General features: G+C 29.9%; 19 protein-coding genes and 1 riboswitch. Of the genes, 8 read left to right on the forward strand and 11 right to left on the reverse strand.

Annotated elements, in window-relative coordinates:
* The first annotated feature begins 859 nt into the window (after positions 1–859).
* Together BN3265_RS08685 and BN3265_RS08690 are read left to right on the forward strand one after the other, a co-directional pair.
* Entirely contained in the window at positions 860–1,381 is a 522-nt protein-coding gene (locus tag BN3265_RS08685; RefSeq protein WP_058991177.1) for a sigma-70 family RNA polymerase sigma factor, read from the forward strand.
* 79 nt (positions 1,382–1,460) lie between these two features.
* Entirely contained in the window at positions 1,461–1,937 is a 477-nt protein-coding gene (locus tag BN3265_RS08690) for a hypothetical protein (RefSeq protein ID WP_058991178.1), read from the forward strand.
* Positions 1,938–2,015: 78 nt separating this feature from the next.
* On the opposite strand, the gene nagB is transcribed toward BN3265_RS08690, so the two are convergent.
* The 4 genes from nagB to rbr form a co-directional block, all read right to left on the reverse strand.
* Positions 2,016–2,738, reverse strand: a complete 723-nt coding sequence (gene nagB / locus BN3265_RS08695) for a glucosamine-6-phosphate deaminase (protein WP_058991179.1) — start codon at positions 2,736–2,738, stop codon at positions 2,016–2,018.
* 70 nt (positions 2,739–2,808) lie between these two features.
* Complete coding sequence (locus BN3265_RS08700; RefSeq protein ID WP_058991180.1) at positions 2,809–4,164, reverse strand: PFL family protein; 1,356 nt, start codon at positions 4,162–4,164, stop codon at positions 2,809–2,811.
* Between the two features lies 1 nt (position 4,165).
* The gene (locus BN3265_RS08705) at positions 4,166–4,435 is read right to left on the reverse strand and encodes an ACT domain-containing protein (RefSeq protein WP_049690309.1); all 270 of its coding nucleotides are present in this window, start codon (positions 4,433–4,435) and stop codon (positions 4,166–4,168) included.
* Positions 4,436–4,590: 155 nt separating this feature from the next.
* Complete coding sequence (gene rbr / locus BN3265_RS08710) at positions 4,591–5,184, reverse strand: rubrerythrin (RefSeq protein ID WP_058991181.1); 594 nt, start codon at positions 5,182–5,184, stop codon at positions 4,591–4,593.
* A gap of 1,094 nt (positions 5,185–6,278) precedes the next feature.
* Between rbr and BN3265_RS08715 the strand changes: the two genes are divergently transcribed.
* Positions 6,279–7,553, forward strand: coding sequence for a glucose-6-phosphate isomerase (locus tag BN3265_RS08715; RefSeq protein ID WP_058991182.1), 1,275 nt, complete (start codon positions 6,279–6,281; stop codon positions 7,551–7,553).
* A 259-nt stretch (positions 7,554–7,812) separates the two neighbouring features.
* On the opposite strand, the gene BN3265_RS08720 is transcribed toward BN3265_RS08715, so the two are convergent.
* Positions 7,813–8,469, reverse strand: coding sequence for a hypothetical protein (locus BN3265_RS08720; protein WP_058991183.1), 657 nt, complete (start codon positions 8,467–8,469; stop codon positions 7,813–7,815).
* A gap of 424 nt (positions 8,470–8,893) precedes the next feature.
* Here BN3265_RS08720 and BN3265_RS09705 point away from each other — a divergent pair, with 424 nt between their 5' ends.
* The gene (locus tag BN3265_RS09705; RefSeq protein WP_245191108.1) at positions 8,894–9,388 is read left to right on the forward strand and encodes a hypothetical protein; all 495 of its coding nucleotides are present in this window, start codon (positions 8,894–8,896) and stop codon (positions 9,386–9,388) included.
* 10 nt (positions 9,389–9,398) lie between these two features.
* Here the strand turns inward: BN3265_RS09705 and BN3265_RS08730 are convergent, their stop codons facing one another.
* The 6 genes from BN3265_RS08730 to BN3265_RS08755 all read right to left on the reverse strand — a co-directional run bounded on the left by BN3265_RS08730 (position 9,399) and on the right by BN3265_RS08755 (position 17,647).
* Entirely contained in the window at positions 9,399–10,757 is a 1,359-nt protein-coding gene (locus BN3265_RS08730; RefSeq protein WP_058991185.1) for an MATE family efflux transporter, read from the reverse strand.
* A 135-nt stretch (positions 10,758–10,892) separates the two neighbouring features.
* Positions 10,893–12,818: a threonine--tRNA ligase gene (gene thrS, locus BN3265_RS08735; RefSeq protein ID WP_058991186.1), complete on the reverse strand. Its 1,926-nt coding sequence runs from the start codon at positions 12,816–12,818 to the stop codon at positions 10,893–10,895.
* A gap of 430 nt (positions 12,819–13,248) precedes the next feature.
* Entirely contained in the window at positions 13,249–14,040 is a 792-nt protein-coding gene (locus BN3265_RS08740; protein WP_058991187.1) for a MurR/RpiR family transcriptional regulator, read from the reverse strand.
* Between the two features lie 15 nt (positions 14,041–14,055).
* Entirely contained in the window at positions 14,056–15,309 is a 1,254-nt protein-coding gene (locus BN3265_RS08745; protein ID WP_058991188.1) for a hydantoinase/carbamoylase family amidase, read from the reverse strand.
* Between the two features lie 9 nt (positions 15,310–15,318).
* Entirely contained in the window at positions 15,319–16,044 is a 726-nt protein-coding gene (locus BN3265_RS08750) for a glucosamine-6-phosphate deaminase (RefSeq protein ID WP_058991189.1), read from the reverse strand.
* Position 16,045: 1 nt separating this feature from the next.
* On the reverse strand, positions 16,046–17,647 hold the full coding sequence (locus BN3265_RS08755; RefSeq protein WP_058991190.1) for a PTS transporter subunit EIIC: 1,602 nt from the start codon (positions 17,645–17,647) through the stop codon (positions 16,046–16,048).
* Positions 17,648–17,988: 341 nt separating this feature from the next.
* Between BN3265_RS08755 and BN3265_RS08760 the strand changes: the two genes are divergently transcribed.
* The 4 genes from BN3265_RS08760 to BN3265_RS08775 all read left to right on the forward strand — a co-directional run bounded on the left by BN3265_RS08760 (position 17,989) and on the right by BN3265_RS08775 (position 21,839).
* A complete protein-coding gene (locus BN3265_RS08760) occupies positions 17,989–18,675 on the forward strand; it encodes a GntR family transcriptional regulator (RefSeq protein ID WP_058991191.1) in 687 nt (228 codons plus the stop codon).
* Between the two features lie 264 nt (positions 18,676–18,939).
* Positions 18,940–20,490 (forward strand): AbgT family transporter, encoded by a 1,551-nt coding sequence (locus BN3265_RS08765; protein ID WP_058991192.1) that lies wholly within the window; start codon positions 18,940–18,942, stop codon positions 20,488–20,490.
* Between the two features lie 103 nt (positions 20,491–20,593).
* On the forward strand, positions 20,594–20,854 hold the full coding sequence (locus BN3265_RS08770) for a type II toxin-antitoxin system Phd/YefM family antitoxin (protein WP_058991193.1): 261 nt from the start codon (positions 20,594–20,596) through the stop codon (positions 20,852–20,854).
* Between the two features lie 58 nt (positions 20,855–20,912).
* Positions 20,913–21,839, forward strand: coding sequence for a 2-keto-3-deoxygluconate permease (locus tag BN3265_RS08775; protein WP_058991194.1), 927 nt, complete (start codon positions 20,913–20,915; stop codon positions 21,837–21,839).
* A gap of 57 nt (positions 21,840–21,896) precedes the next feature.
* Positions 21,897–21,977: riboswitch (THF riboswitch) on the forward strand.
* Positions 21,978–22,000: the final 23 nt, after the last annotated feature.

The following is a 22,000-nucleotide window of genomic DNA, read 5'->3' on the forward strand; positions in this document are numbered from 1 at the left end:
GCATATTTATCTGCTCGAGATGGGTGATTATTAGATTAATTTATTGCTAAAGTTTTTATTTTTGGATTTTTGCTTGTAATATATTTCGAATTATAAAATTATGCCAACTTCTTGCCCATCTCGAGCGAATGTAATGAGTCGAGAGATCTCTTTTATTTTTTGTATTTTGATTTTTACTTGGCATATATTTTGGATTATTTTTTGAATACATATTATATTGTCCTAGTTTTTTATGAGATCTCTCGACTTAGCTCGAGATGGGGTTTGTTATATTTACTTTAATTACTGAAGTTTATGTAAATTTATATTCTATTTATTATGATTTAATTTAAGCTTATTAGAAGTATAAAATCATGCCAACTTCTTACCCATCTCGAGCGAATGTAATGAGTCGAGAGATCTCTTGTATTTTTTGTATTTTGATTTTTACTTGGCACATATTTCGGATTATTTTTTGAATACATATTATATATTTTGTCCTAGTTTTTTATGAGATCTCTCCACAAGGTCGAGATGGGTGATGATTGGCTGGTTTTAATTGCTAAAGTTTTTATTTTTGGATTTTTGCTTGTAATATATTTTGGATTATAAAATTATGTCAACTTATTACCCATCTCGAGCGAATGCAATGAGTCGAGAGATCTCTGTATCTTTTTATATTTAAATTTATTTTTTTCTTTAGTAATTTTATTTATAAATTTTCACCTCATATTCCATTTATTATAATTTTTACCTCGGCAAAACTCTTTTAGCCTTATTTTTCCTTTTTTATTGGCTTTTATCCTATTAAACTTTTTTTGAAATTTTTACTAGAATTATGGTGTCGACAAATTTAAGCGATCGCAGTTAGGAAAATTTTATGAAAATATGTATAGAAAATTTGAATGCGATTATTGAAAAGTACCAGCCTCTTTTGCTTTCTATGGCTAATAGGTTTCCGATTTTTGATAAAAATGAGGCCTATATTATGGCTAGGGATATGGTTTTTGATATTGTTTTGGATTTTGACCCTGAAAAAGGATCTTTTGGTGGATATTTGAAGTATAGACTTTATTTTTATTTTTTAAATGAATGCAAAAAAGAAAGGGTCAGTTCTTTAAATGATAAGGATAGGAAGGGGATTGAAATTATTGAAAAAATTGAGGATAGAAATTCTTTGGAAGATGAATTTATTAAAAATATTGAAATTGATGAGCTTTATAAGGCTATTAAAACTTTAAAAAAACAGGAAAGGGAAATTTTGTATTTAAAATATGATAAAAATTTGCCTCACAAGGAAATTGCTAGGCTTTTGAATCTTTCTACAAAGTCTATTACTAATTATCATTATAATATTGTTAGAAAATTGAGAAAATATTTTATAAATCATGATTTATTTTAGTCTTTTATTGACTTAATTTGTATTTTATTATACACTTAATGTCTAGAGAAGTCTTTCTTCTTTTAGGAAAGGAGGATTTATGGACAGGATTGTAGCAATTCTTCCTACTGAAATCAAGGGTTTTGGTGTAGGATGTGAAATTTATACAAATTCGAAAGTTTTTGTTGATAGGAGATCTTGTGAGATTTTTTTGAAACATTTGGCTAGCAAAAGGTCAATCTCCATTAAGCTCATGCACAAAAATATGAGAGAAATTCTCAAGGTTTCTAGGAATTTACCTTATTGTATTGATGCTTTTAATGTGTTTTTTCCTTTTAAAATCAACCAAACTGATAATGATGATTTAAGGCGTGGTTTTGTCAATTGTTATTATGTGAAAAACATTGAAAATTCTACTATTATCCTTAAAAACGGGATGACTCTTTCAAGTCTTAATAGGGACAGGGCTTTGAAAAATAATTTTAACAATGCTAGCAAGATTATGTATATGAAATTTGCCAGAGACTTGTCAAAAATGAGAAAGTCTGTGGACTTTTTTGATGAAATTGCTCTGTGATTTTTTTAATTGAATTTTGTTGAAATTAAAATTAAAAATGCTCTTGTAGAGAAATTTTTCTTCTACAAGAGCATTTTTTTATTCTCCCATTGCTTCTTTGTCTACGAATAGGTAGCAATTTGGGTGAAGTGATAGGAAGGATGCTGGGAAATCTGGGGAGATTTCTTTTCCTTCTATTAATTTTTTTACTACTTCTTTTTTATTTTTGCCGCTTGCAATTACTATTAGAGTTTTTGCATTAAAGGCATCTGCCATCCCCATTGATATGGCGTATTTTGGAACATCTTCTTTTGAGTCAAAAAATCTTGAATTTGCTTCGATTGTTGCATCTGCAAGTTTTATTATTGAGGTTCTTTTATTTAAAAATTCTCCTGGTTCGTTGAAGGCTATGTGCCCGTTTGGTCCAAGACCTAGAACTTGTAGATCTCTTGTTCCAAAATCATCCAATAATTTATTATATTCTTCTGCAAATTTTTCATCATTTGTGTCTGCTTTTGGTAGGTGGGTGTTTTCTTTTTTTATATTTACGTGGTCAAATAAATTTTCATTCATAAATGTTTGGTAGGATTGGTCATCTTTGGGATCTATTCCTACATATTCATCTAAGTTTATTGTTTTTGCCCAATGAAAGGAAATTTCTCCTTCTTTTTGAGCCTTTATTAAATTTTTGTATAGGCCTATTGGTGATGAACCTGTTGCAAGTCCCAATTTTGATTGGGGTTTTTCTTGTAATATACTTATAAAAAGGTCGGCTGCCTTTTTTGATAATTCTTCGTATGAATCTGAAACTATTACTTTCATTTTTTCTCCTTTATCTTTTCTTATTAACAATAATATTTTACTGGACTTTTATTTTTTTGAAAGATTTAAGTTAATTTTTAAATGAATGGACTGGGGCAGGGATTCTTCCTCCCCTGTTTACAAATTTTTCTGCACTTGAATTGTTTATTTCCATAATTGGTGCATAACCCAAAAGTCCTCCAAATTCTGCAAATTCTCCTTTTTTCTTGCCATAAACTGGTATAACCCTAACGGCTGTTGTTTTTTGATTTATAACTCCAATAGCAGCTTCATCCAAAATCATGGCAGAAATTGTTGAATCTGGTGTATCGCCAGGAATTGCAATCATATCAAGACCAACTGAGCAAACTGAAGTCATGGCTTCAAGTTTATCAAAAGTCAAGTGTCCAGCTTGGGCAGCCTTTATCATGCCTTCGTCCTCACTTACTGGAATAAATGCTCCAGAAAGTCCGCCGACTGATGATGATGCCATAAGGCCTCCCTTTTTGACAGCGTCATTTAGCATGGCAAGGGCAGCTGTTGTTCCGTGTCCCCCGACATTTTCAATTCCAATTTCTTCCAAAATTCTTCCAACACTATCGCCAATTGCAGGTGTTGGGGCAAGAGAAAGATCCAAAATTCCAAATTCTTTTCCAAGTCTTTTTGCAACATCACGTCCTATCAAATCACCCATTCTGGTAATTTTGAAGGCTGTTTTTTTGATTGTTTCGTAAACTTCGTTGATTGGTTTTCCCCTATCTTTTTCAATAGCAGCTTTTACAACTCCAGGTCCTGAAACTCCAACATTTATAACTGTATCGCCTTCACCTACTCCAAGAAAAGATCCTGCCATAAAAGGATTATCTTCAACCGCATTTGCAAAGGCAACAAATTTTGCACAACCAAGAGAATCTTGGTCCTTGGTTAATTTTGCCAATTCTTTGATTTTTTCACCCAAAAGTTTTACCGCATCAAGGTTTATTCCTGACCTTGTTGAGCCGACATTTACAGATGAGCAAACATAATCAGTATTAGCAAGAGCATTTGGAATAGAATTTATCAAAATTTGGTCAGATTTTGTCATAGATTTGTGAACAAGGGCAGAAAATCCCCCAATAAAATCTACACCAACTTCCTTTGCCACCTTGTCCAAAACTTCTGCATAAGGTGTATAATCGTCAATTTTTGAACTTGCCGCAACTAGAGAAATTGGGGTTACAGAAATCCTATTATTAATTATAGGAACACCATAAATTTCTTGGACAAGTTTTGTAGTTTTGATGAAATTTTCAGTTTCTTTCATCATCTTATCATAAATTTTTTGGCAAGATTTTTTATAATCGCTATCTGCACAATCAAGAAGAGATATGCCCATGGTTATGGTTCTAATATCAAGGTGTTCTTGGTCGAGCATTTTTATAGTTTCAATAATTTGCTTTGTATCCATATTAAATCCTTGCCATCTTATCAAAAAGATCTTCATTTTGAAGTCTTAGTTCAAGGCCTATTTCTTCACCTAACTTAGTAAGTTCATCTTTTATAGTTTCAAAAGATTCATTAGCATTTGTCAAGTCAACATTCATAATACCAACAAAATTTTTCTCCATTATAGTTTGGTTAAAATCTAAAATATTCATATTAAATTTATAAAGCAATTCGCTCACCTTATAAACTATGCCAGGTTTGTCATTTCCAATTATTGTTAAAATAGCTTTCATATTATCTCCTTTTGTTTTCTTACAAATATTTTAGCACATTAGAGCAAATATTTAAATATTTTATAATTTTGGACAAAAAAAATCCCGCTATAAGCAGGATTTTTTTTGAAAGATTCTAATTTTTTATTTTTTTATTTCGTGTATATGTTTACTTATTAATAATTAAAGTTTGCAACTTCAAAGAAGTCTTGTGGATGTTTACAAGCTGGACAAATCTTTGGAGCTTTTTTACCTTCGTAAAGGTATCCACAGTTTAGGCATTTCCAAGTAATTTTTTCTTCTTTTTCGAATACTTTGCCATTTTCGATATTGTCATGTAATTTTTGATATCTATCTCTGTGAGCAGCTTCTACATGAGCAATGTGTTCCCAGCTTCTAGCGATTTCTTCAAATCCTTCTTCTCTTGCAACTTTTGCAAATGATGGATACATATCTTCAGCTTCTTCATTTTCTCCGCCGATTGCACCTTCAAGGTTTGTTAATGTATCATGATATACAACTGGGAAAGCTGTATAATCTGGATTTAATTCAATTGCATCTAATTTGAATTCTTCTTTTAAATATTTGTAGAAAACTTTAGCGTGTTCTTGTTCGTTTCTTGCTGTTTCTTCAAAAATTTCTTGAATTTGAACGTATCCTTCTTTTTTAGCAATTTTTGCTGCAATGTTGTATCTCATTGTTGCTTGAGATTCACCTGCAAAAGATGTAATTAAATTGCTAGCTGTTTTTGTTCCTTTTAATTCTGGCATATGTAAGTCCTTTCTATTTAATATATTTCCGTAATCATCTCTACAATTATTAGTATATACTATTTTTTTTATTTGTCAAGAATCATTCTAAAGTTTTAATCATTCTAAATAGTGATTTTTATTATCATTATCAATTTGAGAATGTTTTCTTACTTTTAACCGTATATTTTATTATTTTAGGATTTATATTTTTAAGTTTTAGTTCGAGGAAATTATTTTAAGTTTTGTTCTTTTTTTTGCAAGAGATCTCTCGACTTTCGCTCGAGATGGGTTTGGGGTGGAAATTTTCAATTGCTAAAGTTTTAGTTTTTTTTCTTATATTCTAGTTTTTTGTGTTTAATTCAATGTTATTATTTAAGTTTTATTTAGTTTTTTAATAAAAATCTCTGGAATTTCACTTTAGATGGGTAATTTGTGGATTTTATCAAACTCTAAAGTTTATATATACTTCTATTTCTTGTTTTTAAGCTTTATTCAAAAATTTTTGTTTTTTTGTATTTAAAATCTATTAATTTATATTCATTCTTAGTTTTTATTCAATAAAGTCATTACCCATCTCGAGCGTTAGTCGAGAGATCTCTTTATTATTTTTGGATTTTAATTTTTCTTTTTCATTGTTTTATTATTAATTTTAGACAATTTTTCATTTATTATATCTACTCCCTTCATTAAATAAATTAAGATTATCAAAAAAATCATATCCTTTACTTTTTTTATCTTATTAACAATTATTTTTTACTTTAAACTTAATCAAATTATATTCATCTGCAGTAATTAATTTAATAAATTCATTACCCATCTCGAGCTGATAAATATACCTTGATTTGGCAAATTTATCCCTAAAACTAGTGGGAAGCACGGAAAAGTTTGCGAAGAAAACGGGTTTTAGTGTCGAGAGATCTCTTTATTATTTCTATCTTTTCGTTTTTCTTTTCATTGGGATTTCCCCCTATATCCCCGTACTAACGAAAATTTCTCCTGCAAACTCTTATTAATTTACTTTTAAAATTTTCCTTATTTACTTATCTAAATTTCTAAATTAAATTTCCTATATTATTTTTTTTGGGTATAATTTATTCAAAGGAGGATTTGTAATGAAAATTAACTTTAATAATGTTGACTTATCAAATCTAAACTCTTATAAGGAAAAAAGTCTTGAGGCTTTTTCTACTTTGATGAACAAAGATGGAGAAGGTAATGACTTTTTGGGTTGGATTGATAGGCCTAATAACCTAGACGTTGAAGAATATGAAAGAATTAAAAAAGCTAGCAAAAAAATCCAAAACAATTCTGATTGTTTGGTAACTATTGGAATCGGCGGATCTTATCTTGGCACTAAGGCTGTAGATTATGCTATGAAAGGATATTTTCCAAAAAGTGATAAGACTGAATTAGTTTATGCTGGTCATCAAATTTCTGGGGAATATTTGCATGATCTTTTGGATTATCTAAAGGAAAAGGAATTTTCTATTAATGTAATTTCTAAATCTGGTACTACTACTGAACCTGCTATCGCCTTTAGATTTGTAAAAGAATTATTGGAAGAAAAATATGGAAAAGAAGAAGCTAGGGAAAGAATATTTGTTACAACTGATAGAAAAAAGGGAGCTTTAAAAGACTTGGCTACAAAGGAAGGCTATGAAACTTTTGTTGTTCCTGATGATATCGGGGGAAGATTTTCTGTAATTTCTGCAGTTGGTCTTTTGCCTTTATGTGTGGCTGGCCTTGATATTGATGAATTTGTCCAAGGATTTAAAAAGGGAATTGAAAATTATACTAAAGATTCTTTTGATGAAAATGTGGCAATTCAATATGCAGCTATTAGAAATATGTTAAATGAAAATGGAAAAGATATTGAGGTTTTGGTTAATTATGAGCCAAAATTAAAATATGTTTCTGAATGGTGGAAGCAATTATTTGCTGAAAGTGAAGGAAAAGATGGCAAGGGAATTTTCCCAGTTTCTGTAAATAATACAACTGATCTTCACTCTGTTGGTCAAATGATTCAAGATGGTAAGAGAAATTTATTTGAAACTGTTTTGAAAGTTGAAAATGTCGATAAAGATCTTACTATTATGGAAGATGAGGAAAATCTTGATGGTTTAAATTATCTTGCTGGCAAAAAAATGTCTTTTGTCAATGAAAAGGCAATGGAGGGAACAATTATTGCCCATGTTAAGGGAAATGTTCCAAATATTTTGCTAACACTTGACGATGTTTCTGCAAAAAGTTTGGGAGAATTATTCTATTTCTTTGAAATTGTTGTTGGTGTAAGTGGATACATGCAAGGTGTAAATCCTTTCAACCAACCTGGAGTTGAGGAATATAAGTCTCAAATGTTCAAATTATTGGGTAAACCTGGATATTAAAATTAAATTTTAAAAATATATATGTGTTTTACAAAAAAAGCTGTAGGAATTCTACAGCTCAGAGCGTAGACAAAGTCAGTTTAGTAATTTATTATTAATTTAAAAATAAAATTACGCTGCAACCAATCTCGACTAAGTGAGTGAAACTAACGCATGGAAAGATCTCATGAGATTTCTCGACTCACTACGTTCGCTCGAAATGGGTGAAAATTAAGTTTGTCGACAATCTGAGCTGTAGGAGTACTACAGCTTTTTATTTTTATTCAATATCTGAATATTTCAAGGCTCCGCCCAAGATTCCATTTACAAAATCTCTGGATTCATAGATTTCGTAATAGGTGAATTTTTTGTCCAATATTAATTTGGCTGTTGTGGTGAGCTTGTCTTGATTTTTATTTTTTAATTTTTTTACATATTCTTTGTGTATATCTTCGTCTTTGTGTTCTAAATTATCGTAAATATCGACATAGCAAATATTTGTCACATCTACAATTACTTCTAGGCCGTCCTTGGTCTTTTTTTGGCTTATTATATCGACTTTCAGATTAGAAAAATTCGCCTTTAAAAATTCTTCTTGTTCTTTTTTGTCTGTTGAATATGATTCTTTCAAAACATCTTCTACCTTGACCAATTTATCAAAGTATTTTTCTTGCTCTTCGTAATCTAATTTTTGGATTGATTCAACTGCCTTATTTATCGACCTTTGTGGGGTGTTTATAAATTTTTGATAAATTAATAAAGGACTTAGGATTATAAGAATAACAAGAACAAGAGCAAATATGTTGATTTTCTTTCCTCTTTTTCTTTTGACTTGTTTTTTTGGTTTTTTTATTCTTTCGCCCCTAGTTTCTTTTCTTTCAAGTCTGTCTATTTGATTTCTTTCAGCAAAACGCTCGCTTCTTTTTTTCCTTGCCATAATTTCCCCTAAATAATTTTATTTTAAACTGATATTATTATATAATCAAAGTGGTGATACTATGAAAAAACAAAAATTAATAATAGCAGATTTTTTAGCAATAATATTTACACTGATTATAATATATTTACCCTTATTTACTAATAAAGTAACCTTTATGGAGTTTTATTTTGTGTATTTATGTGCATATTTCGCGGTGATTTTTTCAAATCAAAGGGATATAAAAGTATTTTATTTTTTTATTCCCCTTTTAACTTTAAGTCTTATACTTATTTTATTAAATAAAGTAGATATTTACAACATAAATATAGTAAAAGATAATTTTATCTCCATAATTTCTAAAAATTATTTACTTTTAGTGGGAATTTTCCTCTTATATATAGGGGAGAGATTTTTTACAAAGGTTTTTGGATCCTATTTTTCTATGGGTCTTGGGATAATTTGCCTAATTTTGTATTTAATAATCTACAATACAAAATATTTGCCAGATCTTAAAGAATACAAAAATTATCTTTTTTATATTTTTGTATATTTCTCCTTTGCAAGAATTTTGCCTGCAAAAGAAGTAAACAAGTACCTTTACATAATCACGATTTTAATATTTTTTATAGAAATTCTTGCTATAGACAAGTACAAAATATTTATCGGCTTTCACATTTCTGTGATTTTGATAATTTATTTAATTTTAAAAACAAACATATACCCAGTTGAGTTTGAAAAATATTTTTTAAGCGGGCTTTTATATCTTTTTCCTTTTACAAAAATAATTTTGGGAAATTTCTTAAAACTTTCAAAACCAATTTTATATGTAGCAACAGGACTTGTAGTATTTTTCCTTGCAATAATATTTTTCCAAATAAGATTAGGATTTTTGGATTACCTGTTTTTGGGTATCCACAAAGACAAAAAAAAGGGCTGATGCCCTTTTTTTACATTATTTTTTCTATTTTTTCCTTGTAATCTCGTCTTAAAAAATATACACAGTAAAGTCCTGCCAAAAATTCTGCTATTATAAATGAATACCAGATTTTATCAATATCCCCAGTTTTTTGTCCAATAAAATACATCAAAGGTAACAATATTATAAATTGCCTTAAAAACGGTTCGAAAAGCGCTATACCTGCACTTGATAGGGATTGGAAAATTGAGGCACAGACTATGGAAAATCCTACTGGCAAATATGAAATCGCAACAATTCTTATCATCGGTATTCCAATTTCTTTCATTTTTGGTGTTGCTGAAAATAAATTTAAAATTGCCTCTGGAAAGGCCATAAATATTATCATACCAAAAATTATCATCAGGGTCGCCCATGTGATTGATAATTTAATGGATTTTTTTATTCTTTCCTTATTTTTCGCCCCATAATTATAAGAAATTATTGGTACTATAGCATTTGATATGCCCAAAACCGGCATAAATTCAAAACTTTGAAGCTTAAACATTACCCCATAAACTGCTATGGCTGATTGGCCAAAGCCTGCAAGAATTGTATTTATAAAAAATGTTGCAAAGGATGTAATTGCATTCATCAAAGCTGCTGGAAGTCCAATTGAAAAAATTTCCTTTAAAATCAAATGAGACATGGAAAAGCCTTTGAATGATAGTTTTACTTCCTTATTTTTTACTAAATTTAACAAAAGTCCTATCAAAGCTCCCAAAATTTGTCCAGTAACAGTTGCAATAGCAGCTCCTTTTACTTCAAGTCTTGGAAAGCCAAAAAGTCCAAAAATAAATATTGGGTCCAAAATTATATTTATAACCGCCCCAATAACTTGGGTTACCATAGTATAAACTGTAAGTCCTGTTGATTGGAGAAGTTTTTCAAAAAATATTTGGAAAAATACCCCCAAGGATAATGAGCAAACTATTTTAAGATAATCAATTCCGTAAGAGATAATTGTCGGATCATCTGTCTGCATTTTTATAAAAGGTTCAACAAAAAATATTGCGACAATAACAAAAATCAAAGACATAAAACCTGCAAGAATTATACCGTGAACCGCAACGCTACTGGCCTTTTTTTCGTTTTTCATTCCCAAATACCTAGACAAAAGTGCTGAAACTCCAATAGATAAGCCAACACTAAAGGCAATAATTATATTTTGGATTGGAAAAGAAATTGTTACAGCCGTAAGGGCTTTTTCCGATAATCTAGCTACAAAAATTGAGTCAACAATATTATAAATTGCTTGGACAAGCATAGAAATTATAATAGGAAGGCTCATTTCAAACAACAATTTTCCCTCAGGCATAGTCCCAAGTTTTTCTGATTTTACTTCCGCCATCAAAACTCCTTTCTTTATATAAGAACAGAAAAATAACGGCAAAAGCCGCTATTTTTTTTAATTTATTATTTACTTAATTATTCTAATTCTTTTTTTAAAAAAATCAAATGAATTTTAATTTATAAATAATTTTTCCTAAAATACAGACTCAAGAGCCTTAGAATCTCTTTCTTGATTTAATTTTTCAATAAATTCTTCGAAAGATACATCTTTTGTTTCTTCTCCGTCTCTATTTCTTACTGTTAATTTACCAGAATTTTCTTCGTTTTCGCCTACTACTAGCATGTAATTTGTTCTCATAAGTTGAGCCTGTCTAATTTTATATCCTACTCCCTCACTTCTGTGATCAACATCTACTCTGTAACCTGCTTCTTTGATTTTTTTAGCTAAATCGTCTGCGAAATCTGCAAATTTATCTGATACTGGAATGATTGCAATTTGTTTTGGATTAATCCATAGTGGGAATCTTCCTGCAAATTGTTCTGTAACTGAACCGATAAATCTTTCGATTGATCCAAGTAAAGCTCTGTGAAGCATTACTGGTCTTTTCTTTTCGCCGTTTTCGTCTATATATGTTAGGTCAAAGTTTTGTGGTAATTGGAAATCTAGTTGGATTGTTCCACATTGCCATGTTCTTTTTGCTGCATCTTCCAAGTGGAAGTCTATTTTTGGTCCGTAGAAAGCTCCGTCTTTTGGATTTATTGTATAATCAATTCCTCTTTCAATCAAAGCATCTTCTAGGGCTTTTTCTGCAAAATCCCATTCTTCAATTTTTCCCATAAAATCATCTGGTCTTGTTGATAATTCTATTTTATATTTAAAGCCAAATGTTGAATATAAAAGGTCTGCAAGGTCGATCATTTTAAATACTTCGTCTTTTACTTGGCTTGGAAGACAATAAACGTGGGCATCATCTTGAGTAAATGTTCTTACTCTGAAAAGTCCGTGAAGGGCTCCTGATAATTCGTGTCTGTGAACTTGACCGTATTCTGCAAGTCTAATTGGAAGATCTCTGTATGAATGTGGTTCTTCTCCATAAACTAAAACTGATCCAGGGCAGTTCATTGGTTTTACCGCATAATTTTCCCCGTCAATTTTTGTAAAATACATATTTTCCTTGTAATGATCCCAGTGACCTGATCTGTGCCACAATTCTTCATTCATGATAAGTGGAGTTTGGATTTCGCCATAACCATTTTCAGCCAAAACATCTGTCCACCAATTTAAAAGCTCATGTCTTAAAATCATTCCGTTTTCTTTAAAGAATGGGAAGCCTGGAGCTTCTTCGTGGAAAGAGAATAGGTTCATTTCCTTACCGATTTTTCTGTGGTCACGTCTTTTAGCTTCTTCTTGTAGCTCAATGTATTCATCTAATTGTTTTTTCTTTTCAAAGCTTATACCATAAATTCTTTGAAGCATTTTCCTATCAGAATCGCCTCTCCAATAAGCACCAGCTATAGAATTTAATTTGATTGCCTTTATAGCTTTTGTTGAAAGAAGGTGAGGTCCCTTGCAAAGATCAACAAATACATTATCACCCATTTCATAAAGAGTAATAATTTCATCTTCTGGAAGATCTTCAATCAATTCAACTTTGTATTCTTGATTTTCTTTTTTGAAATATTCCAAAGCTTCATCTCTTGAAATTTCTTTTCTAACCATTTTCAAATCTTTTTTGGCAATTTCTTTCATTTTTTCTTCGATTTTTGGAAGATCTTCTGGAACAAATCTATGTTCAAGATCTACATCATAATAAAATCCGTTATCAATGGCAGGTCCAATTGCAAATTTTGCATCAGGCCAGATTTCCTTAATAGCTGCAGCCATAACGTGGCTTGTTGTATGCCAGAAAATTTCTTTTCCTTCTTTGTCTTCAAATTTTACAACCTTAAAATCAGAATCTTCATTTATAGGTTCAGCATAACCCATAACTTTTCCATTAACAAGAGCACCAAGAGCTGACCTAAATAGTCCTTCAGAAATGTCTTTTGTAACATCTCCAACACTTATACCTTTTTCATATTCCTTTACACTTTCATCAGGTAATTTGATTTTTATCATTTCTCTCTCCTTATAATTTTATCCACACTTTTCTAAAAATCTAGAAAAATTTCGTAACGTTTTAAATTAAGAATCACAATTTTCTGTCCTATTAAAATTTTTAAAAATTAAGAAAATTTTCTATTTTACAATAAAAAAACACACCATCCCAAAGGACGATGTGTCGTGGTTCCACCTTAATTTATACTCATTGATGTTTTAAGGCAGGTCATGCCTTTCGTATTACCGAAAATATCAGGGGTGGTCTTGGGGATAATCTCAATTAAAAGCTCTCAGCAAACACTTTTTTCTCTGTAAAAAAAGTAAAATCCTTACTCTTCCCGTCATCTATCTATTTTTTCTTATAAATCTATATTACTAGCAAAATATTTTTTTGCAAATTTTTTTTAATTTTTTTGATTTATCTTTTTGAAAACTTTATAATACTTGTTTATGAATCAAGCTTAAAATCTTCACTAAGCTTAGATTTTATTATACTTTCATATAATAAGGCTAAAACTAGATTCAAAGTGATATATGATGATGTGTTAAGTCTATTATTTGAACTAATAGTTGAAACTTGATAATACAAGTTATAATCACACATTTTCGCCAGGGTGTTTCGAGTAAATATTGAAACAGAAACAAGATTAACTTTTTTTATTTTTAATTGTTTTAAAATATCAATAGATTTTTCAGATATATCCCCAGAAAATGAAACAAACAATAATAAATCATTTTCGTCAAAATCTGAACATAAATTCTCCAACTCAGTTACTGTTGGTATATATATTATCATTGTATGGTCATTGAACATGCATCTTATGAATTCTTTTATCATCAGCTGTTGGCTAAAACCAGTTCCAAAAGCAAATACTCTCTTACAATTATTAAAACAATTTACAATATTCTCTATCTGATTATTTTGACTGTATAATTTACTCGTATCTACAACATCTGATAAAATTATAGATTGTTTATTAAGATTTAACCTATTTTTGTATTCTATTTTTTTATTCCTTACTTCATTGGCAATATAGTATTTAAATTCACTAAATCCATCAAAGCCTAATTTTTGCGATGCTCTTATTATTCCTGCACTGGACATATTTATTTCTTTTGCTAATACAGATATTTTTATTTTTTGAAAACTTTCCATATTATCTCTAACATAGTTAAAAAAATAAATATCACTTTCATTTAGTTTGTCATAGTTTCTGTTTATCAATTCAGATAGAGACATATTAAGGCCTTTCTATTATTTACTTAAATATTTTATAAACTCTAATAATACATTAGTACCCTTTTCAATATCATCCAAACTTGTATATTCATCTTTATGATGTGAAACTCCTTTATGGCTAGGCAAATAAATCATATTTGTATCAGTAAAATCAGTCATAATCATAGAATCATGGCCTGTTCCCTTATTTATAATCATAGCTGGATAACCAAGATTTTTTGAAATTTCCATAAGTTTTTTTGTATTATTTTTTTCCATTATACTTGGAGGAGTCGGATTAGGATATCCTATCCTTTTCATATCTTCAATTTCAAATTTTACACCAATATCACCGCATACATCTTCTAAAATCTCGTTTATTTTATTGATTATGTTTAAATTTTCTAAAATTTCTTTACTAAATGTTCTTATCTCTATCTTTGCTTCCACAAAATTTGCAATAAATTGATTACTGTTAGGACTAATATTCATTTCATTTACAGAACCTGTTATATCATCTCCAAGAGAGTTTATATATTCATTAAATTTTACTGTAAATTTTGATGCAGCTAGTAAAGCATCTTTTCTTTTACTCATTTTTGCAGTTGAATCATCATTTTTACCATAAAATCTAAGTTTATATCTTCCAATTCCTGGCAAATATTCAATAACTCCTATAGTTTTTCCTTCATTTTCTAGGATTGGACCTTGTTCTATGTGCATCTCCACGAAATTTTTTATAGATCCTTTTTCCCAAATACATTTTTTCAAATCTGCATCTAGTCCATAATTTAACATAGCTTCTTTTTTTGTAAGTCCATGTCTATTTTTAACTTTATTTAATTCACCATCAGTTAAAGTTCCAACCATAGCTCTTGAATTTGTTACACCTGTACTTGGTCCAAAAGTTTCCCCTTCTTCTGCGTTCATAGCTATAAAAACTAAAGGATATTTATTTTCAAACCCTTCTTCGACAAGATTTCTAAGAACTTCCATAGCAGATATTACTCCAACAACTCCGTCATATTTTCCACCATGAAACACAGAGTCGTAATGAGATCCAAACATTACACATGGTAAATCTTTGCTTTCTCCGCTTTTATACACAAATAGTGTTCCTACACTATCTTCCCAATATTCTAGGCCAAGATTTTTGGCAAATTCTATAATGAAGTCTTTAGTTTTTTTATCTTCTTCACTATAAGCGGACCTTGTAACTCCTTTGCCTTCTTCATATCCATTTTTACTTATTTCTTTTAAATATTTTTCTAGGTTTGTTTTTGATATCATTATTCTTCCTTATTTTTCTAACAAAGACGCCGCATCCTCATCAATTATCATTATTACATTATCTTTATCTCTTAGGTAACTTGCTGGACAAGCAGTAGAAATTGGTCCATTCAAAACATTTTTTACCGCTTCCGCTTTCTTGCTTCCAGAAACCATAAGTAGAACTTTATCCGCCTCTAATATTTCCTCAAATCCCATAGTTACCATTTGATTTGGAGCATCAGATATATCTATATTATATTCATTTGCTGTACTTTCTATAGTTGATTTATCGTGATCTGCCAAAAATATTGTTGAGTCAAAAGGTGTACCTGGCTCGTTTGCTCCAATATGTCCATTAACTCCCAAACCTAAAACTTGAACATCTCTTTTTGTATTATCAAGTACATTTTTATATCTTTCAATTTCCTTTTCAATGTTTTCTTCATCTCCATGAATATGATCCCAAGAAAGAGGTTTTTTTGATACCAAATCAAATAAATTCTCATTCATATATCTATATACGGTATATGGAGCATTTTTTTCGCCAATATATTCATCTAAATTTAAAAATTTAACTTTTTCTATATTTAAATCGTTATTAAAAGCATTAGCAAGTTTTTTGAATAGGCCTCTTGGAGTTCCACCAGTAGTCATTGATATTACCGGATTTTCTTTCTCTTTAATTACATTTTTTATAATTTTAAATGTTTTTTCACTCATTTCTTCGTAATTTTTTACAATAATCAATTCCATATTAACTCTCCTTAACTGCTTTTTTCAATTCACGAGCCATCTTTTCAACCTTGGTACCATATACAATTTGAATATTTTCACTATCAATTTTTATAATACCCATAGCTCCAGTTTCGTTTTTAAGAATCTTATCATCTACAAGACTTGTATCCTTTAAAACTAATCTTAATCTTGATATACAATTGTCGATGGATTTAATATTATCTTTTCCGCCTACAGCTTTTAATATTTTTTGACCAATGCCATCATAATTTACGCTAGCATTTTTATTTTCATTTTCATCTATGTCAACTTCTTCAACATAATCTCTACCAGGAGTTTTTAAATTATATTTTAATATTACTTTTTTGAAAACATAGTAATAAGTTATAAAATATATTATTCCAACTGGTACTATTAAAAACCATCTTGTATATGTTCCTTGGAAAATTCCAAAAATTGCTAAATCTATAAATCCGCCACCTGCATTTCCAACTGCAACTTTCATCAAGGACATCAAGAAGAAAGATAAGCCTGCCATAAAGGCATGGAAAAGCCATAAAAGTGGTGATATAAAAATAAAGGCAAATTCTATTGGCTCAGTTATTCCTGTAAAAAATGAAGTCAAGGCTGCTGCTGACAATAAAGCTTTTACCTTATTTCTATTTTCTAAAAATGATGTTTTGTACATAGCTAAACAAGCTCCAGGTAAACCAAAAATCATAAACGGATGAGTTCCTTGAGTTAAAAATCTTGTAGCATGTCTTAAAACATTTATATCTCTATTAGGATCAGCCAATGCAGCTTGGAAAATTGTTAAGGCTCCTGTATAAGTTTTTCCACCAATTTCTGCAACCCCACCAATAGGAGTAAATCTTATTAGCTGATTTAATATGTGGTGTAAGCCTGTTGGTATTAATAATCTTTCTGAAAAACCATAAATAAATGGACCGAAAATTCCAGCATTTGAAATTAATCTTCCTATTGCATTAATTAATTCTGAAAAATATGGCCAAATAAAATACATTGCAATTGCCAAGAAAGGAACAGTAATTATTGTCATAATAGGTACAAATCTATTTCCAGCAAAAAAACTAAAAGCTATAGGCAATTCTTGAGTGTGAAATTTATTATGAATAAGTGCGGTCCACAAACCAACTAAAATTCCACCAAATATTCCCATCCTATAGGTAAATATTCCAAACAAAACTTCATATTTGTTAGCCTGTTCAAATGCTTTTACCTTGCTCAAACCTTCTTTTAAAAGATTTTCTACACTCATATTTTCAGCATTAATACCCTTTGTTGTCAAAATATGATTAAGAGTTATGTGAAAAATAAAAAATGCAATAACAACAGCAAAAGCAGAATATTCTTTGTCTTCTTCTGCAAGTCCTATAGCTACTGAAACAGCAAATAATATAGGTAGAAGTGAAAACATCATTCCAACTATGCTATTTACTCCTGTAACTATTGATGCAATAAATCCACCATTTTGTATGCTTTCTCCGAAAATAGACGGATTTTGCAAAATAGAAACAATACCTAATAATAAACCTGATGCAACAATTATTGATAAGGGTCCCATCAAAGTTTTCCCGAACTTTTGTATACTTGTTCTCATATTTACATCTCCTTACATATATTTATTTAACTAAATCCTACCATAAAGAATTACGTTTGCCTATGTTTTATAATATATTTCACTTTAATACATTTTGATAAATTTATTTCATTTCTTGTAATTTTTTTCAACACAATTTAAAATCGATAAAAACCCATAGATTTAGATTCATTTTCAAATTTTTTATGTAAATTATAAATTTTGAATCAGAGTTAAAGCCGTCTTGTTATAAAATTAAATTATAGTTTTAAAAATTTTCATTAATAATTCTTTAAATTTCAAGTAGAAAAAAATTTTAATATGTGATATAATACATATTAAGAAACACGAAAGGATTTATTATGGATTTTACACCTTCTCCTATTAAAAGAAAATTTATAAAAGATGAAGCTTATGATTTAATTTCTACAAAAATTATTTCAGGTGAACTTAAACCAAAAACTAGAATTAGAATAAACGAAATGTCTGAGGCCTTGGGGATTTCTCGTACTCCTGTTAGGGAGGCGATTTTAAGGCTTGAAGATGAGGGGCTTATTTTGTCTAAGGCTAATAGGTGGACTATGGTTGCTCCTATAAATGTTGAAGAAACTTTAAATATTTATCCGATTATTTCTAGCCTAGAACAACTTGCTTTAAAACTTGGTTTTTCAAATCTTGATGATCAAGTAATTGAAGATCTTGAATATATTAATGGAAAAATCAAAAAAATTCAAAGTAAAAAAAATCACATTAAAATTTTGGAACTTGACCAAGCTTTTCACAAGGAAATAATTAAGCTTTGTGATAATGGGGAGATTGAATCTATCCTTGATGCTCTTAAAAGAAAGGTTTCTAGGGTTGATATTTATTTTTTTGAAAATGACTGCCACAAGATGTCAAGTTTTGATGAACATGCTGAAATTATTAAATCTTTGAAGGAAAGAGATTTGGATAAGGCTCTTCTTGCTATTGAAAAAAATTGGGCTACTACTATGTCAAGTCTTGAAGAAATTGATTTTGAAAGTGAAGATATTGAAGATTTTTTCTAGATTTTAATTTTTAATCTTTAAGGACTCTTGCAATTTTAAATTTATCAATATTTTAAAGATTTTAAATATTTTGTTTGGATATTTACCATTCAATTTTAATTTTTGAAATTTTTGTTAAGTGATAGGTTTTGTAAGGGTCTTTTTTTGTTTTTTATTTGCAATCTTTCTTTTGTATTTTATTTTTTTAGATTAAAATTTGTAATTATTCTCTTTTTTTGATAAAATTGAAAGGCAATTTTTTATTTTTTTACTAAGGAGGTTTTTATGGCTAAAAAAGATAAAAAGATGAGGGATGCCAATGATGTTGGTGGATTTTTGAAATCTGTCGAAAAAATTGGTAACAAGATGCCTCATCCTGCAATAATATTTTTATTTTTGAGTATTTTTGTTGTAATTATTTCTCATTTTGCAGCCAAGGCTGGTCTTTCTGTTACTTATTTTGATGCAAAGGCTGGTGAAGAGGTTACGAAAAAAGCTATTTCTCTTCTAAATCTTGAAGGTTTAAGATATATTTTCAATTCTGCTACTGATAATTTCATGAATTTTGCTCCAATCGGTACTGTTTTGGTTGCCATGCTTGGAGTTGGAGTTGCTGAAAACAGCGGACTTTTTGATGCAACTTTGAAAAATTTGCTTTCTGATGTTTCTCCTACTCTTTTGACTGTTGCTGTAATTTTTGCAGGAATTATGTCAAATATTGCATCTGATGCCGGATATGTTGTTGTGGTTCCTTTGGGTGCTATGATTTTTGCGGCAGCAGGAAGAAATCCCTTGGCTGGAATTGCGGCAGCTTTTGCTGGAGTTTCTGGAGGTTTTTCTGCAAATTTACTTTTGGGTACAACCGACCCACTTTTGACAAATATTACAAATGAAGCGTTGAGAGCCGTAGGAATGGATCTTAGAATTTCTGCAACTTGCAACTTTTACTTTCTTTTTGTTTCTACATTTTTGATAACTATAGTTGGAACTTTGGTTACAACAAGAATTGTTGAAAAAAACTTGGGTGAATACAAGGGATCTTATAAGGCTAATCACGAGCCTTTGACTGATCTTGAGAAAAAAGGTCTTAAAAATGCTCTTATTTCTCTGATTATTTTTGTAATAATCATGGCTTTATTGATGTTTCCAAAAAATGCTCCCCTAAAAAGTCTTGATGAGAAGACAGGTCTTATCAATTTAGATGAGTTTTTGGCTTACGGACTTATTCCTGCTATGATGCTTTTGTTTTTAATTCCTGGCCTTGTTTATGGTAAAACTGTTGGTGTAATAAAAACAAGCCATGATTTAATTGATGCCATGAGTAAATCTATGGCGGGAATGGGTGGATTTTTGGTTTTAGCATTTTTTGCAGCTCAATTTGTTGAATATTTTTCAAAGTCAAATCTCGCTTTAATTTTGGCAAAAAATGGTGCGGAATTTTTGAAATCAATTCACCTAAGTGGTCTTCCTTTATTGTTGATGTTTATTTTGCTTACTGCATTTTTAAATTTATTTATGGGATCTGCTTCTGCAAAATGGGCAATTATGGCTCCAATTTTTGTTCCAATGATGGCAGAGCTTGGACTTTCTCCTGCTCTTACTCAAGTTGCTTACAGAATTGGTGATTCTTCAACAAATATTATCACTCCTCTTATGTCTTATTTTGCAATGATTGTTGTTTTCATGCAAAAATATGACAAGGACGCAGGCCTTGGAACTTTGACTTCAATGATGCTACCTTATTCATTTGCATTTTTGATTTCTTGGTCAGGACTTATGGTTATTTGGTATTTATTGGGACTTCCACTAGGACCAGGAGCTCCACTTTTAATCTAAAGTTTAAGGATATATAATTTTATATTAAAATTCAATCAGACCCTCTGGGGTCTTTTTGTTTTAAATTTTTGTAAAATGGCTATAAATAGGATAGGAGGCTTGTATGAAAATTAATGGTGATAATATAGTTTCTATTTCCAAGGCTAATGAAAATTTTTCAAAAATTGCAAGACTTGCTGATAAAAAAGGTTCAGCTGTAATTTTAAAAAATAACAAAATATCTTATGTCCTTCTTCCTTACAAGGAAGTTGAAAAAGAGGAAATTTTTTCTGATGAAAACGTGGAAGAAATTGCCCAAAGGCTAATTGAAAAGATTAAGGACGAATACAATATCCAATTGAAACTTGATATTGAAAATAACTGAAAAATTAGAATTTTCTTAAGTTTTTAGGAAAATTCTTTTTTTATAATAAGGAGTTTTTATGTTAAAATTTATGAAAAAAATCCCGGGCGGACTTTTGTTGATTCCTATGCTGATTTCCGCCTTATTTTATACTTTTGCACCAGATCTTTTAGATGTCGGGGCAGTTTCTGGGGCTTTTTTTACAAAAAAAGGAATAAATTATATTATTGGCCTAATTTGTTTTTTATCAGCAACTTCTCTTAATTTAAAAAATTCAAAAAATATTTTAAGTAAACAAGGGTCAATTATTTTGTTAAAATTTGCTCTTTCTCTTGTTTTAGGAATTTTATTTGTAAGATTTTTTGGCCTTGATGGAATTTTTGGAATTTCTGCTCTTGCCTTTATAACTGGCATTTCTTCTTTAAATCCTGCCCTATACCTTGCTTTTGCTCAAGATTATGGGGATGAGAACGATGTTGCTGCTTTTGGCCTTGCAGAAATTTTCTGTATGCCAGCTTTTCCAATTTTAATTTTTTCAATTTCAAAAAGCTCAACAATTGATTGGACTCCCCTTATTTCAATCTTACTTCCTTTGATTTTAGGCTTAATAATTGGAAATCTCGACCGAGAAATGGCTGAATTTTTTTATCCCGCCATTACAATTCTAACCCCTTTTATGGGCTGGTCTTTTGGGGCAGGAATAAATTTAATTAATGCTTTTCAGGCGAGTTTTCAGGGAATTCTTATAAGTATTTTATTTTATATATTAACTGTTCCAATTCTATTTTTCTATGAGAGAAAAATTTTAAAGGAAAACGGGATGACAAGTTTGGGTATTTCTTCAATTGCCAGTCTTTCAATTTCTGTTCCAGAAATTTTGGAAACTACCGATCAAAGTATTTCAACAATATCCCAAACTGCTACATCACAATTGGCTATGGCAGTTTTTCTTACAAGTATAGTCACTCCTATAATTGTAAAAAAATTTATTAAAAAAAATCAATAGACTAATATAATTTCTATTTATAGGCAAAAATGTTATAATTATAGAGAAAAATAAATAGGTAGAGTAGGGCTAAGGCGTTAAGTGCTAGAAAATGGGATGTTGTTTCTAGACGAAAGATTTTAGTCCGCATCCGCTACATCATTTCCTATGATGGCAGACTA

The organism is Anaerococcus rubeinfantis, from assembly GCF_001487145.1.
In the GTDB taxonomy this organism is placed as follows: Bacteria; Bacillota; Clostridia; order Tissierellales; family Peptoniphilaceae; genus Anaerococcus; species Anaerococcus rubeinfantis.

Coding starts and splice junctions, on each gene's coding strand:
- BN3265_RS08685 (WP_058991177.1), top strand. CDS start 860: ATGAAAATATGTATAGAAAATTTGAATGCGATTATTGAAAAGTACCAG.
- BN3265_RS08690 (WP_058991178.1), top strand. CDS start 1,461: ATGGACAGGATTGTAGCAATTCTTCCTACTGAAATCAAGGGTTTTGGT.
- nagB (WP_058991179.1), bottom strand. CDS start 2,738: ATGAAAGTAATAGTTTCAGATTCATACGAAGAATTATCAAAAAAGGCA.
- BN3265_RS08700 (WP_058991180.1), bottom strand. CDS start 4,164: ATGGATACAAAGCAAATTATTGAAACTATAAAAATGCTCGACCAAGAA.
- BN3265_RS08705 (WP_049690309.1), bottom strand. CDS start 4,435: ATGAAAGCTATTTTAACAATAATTGGAAATGACAAACCTGGCATAGTT.
- rbr (WP_058991181.1), bottom strand. CDS start 5,184: ATGCCAGAATTAAAAGGAACAAAAACAGCTAGCAATTTAATTACATCT.
- BN3265_RS08715 (WP_058991182.1), top strand. CDS start 6,279: ATGAAAATTAACTTTAATAATGTTGACTTATCAAATCTAAACTCTTAT.
- BN3265_RS08720 (WP_058991183.1), bottom strand. CDS start 8,469: ATGGCAAGGAAAAAAAGAAGCGAGCGTTTTGCTGAAAGAAATCAAATA.
- BN3265_RS09705 (WP_245191108.1), top strand. CDS start 8,894: ATGGGTCTTGGGATAATTTGCCTAATTTTGTATTTAATAATCTACAAT.
- BN3265_RS08730 (WP_058991185.1), bottom strand. CDS start 10,757: ATGGCGGAAGTAAAATCAGAAAAACTTGGGACTATGCCTGAGGGAAAA.
- thrS (WP_058991186.1), bottom strand. CDS start 12,818: ATGATAAAAATCAAATTACCTGATGAAAGTGTAAAGGAATATGAAAAA.
- BN3265_RS08740 (WP_058991187.1), bottom strand. CDS start 14,040: ATGTCTCTATCTGAATTGATAAACAGAAACTATGACAAACTAAATGAA.
- BN3265_RS08745 (WP_058991188.1), bottom strand. CDS start 15,309: ATGATATCAAAAACAAACCTAGAAAAATATTTAAAAGAAATAAGTAAA.
- BN3265_RS08750 (WP_058991189.1), bottom strand. CDS start 16,044: ATGGAATTGATTATTGTAAAAAATTACGAAGAAATGAGTGAAAAAACA.
- BN3265_RS08755 (WP_058991190.1), bottom strand. CDS start 17,647: ATGAGAACAAGTATACAAAAGTTCGGGAAAACTTTGATGGGACCCTTA.
- BN3265_RS08760 (WP_058991191.1), top strand. CDS start 17,989: ATGGATTTTACACCTTCTCCTATTAAAAGAAAATTTATAAAAGATGAA.
- BN3265_RS08765 (WP_058991192.1), top strand. CDS start 18,940: ATGGCTAAAAAAGATAAAAAGATGAGGGATGCCAATGATGTTGGTGGA.
- BN3265_RS08770 (WP_058991193.1), top strand. CDS start 20,594: ATGAAAATTAATGGTGATAATATAGTTTCTATTTCCAAGGCTAATGAA.
- BN3265_RS08775 (WP_058991194.1), top strand. CDS start 20,913: ATGTTAAAATTTATGAAAAAAATCCCGGGCGGACTTTTGTTGATTCCT.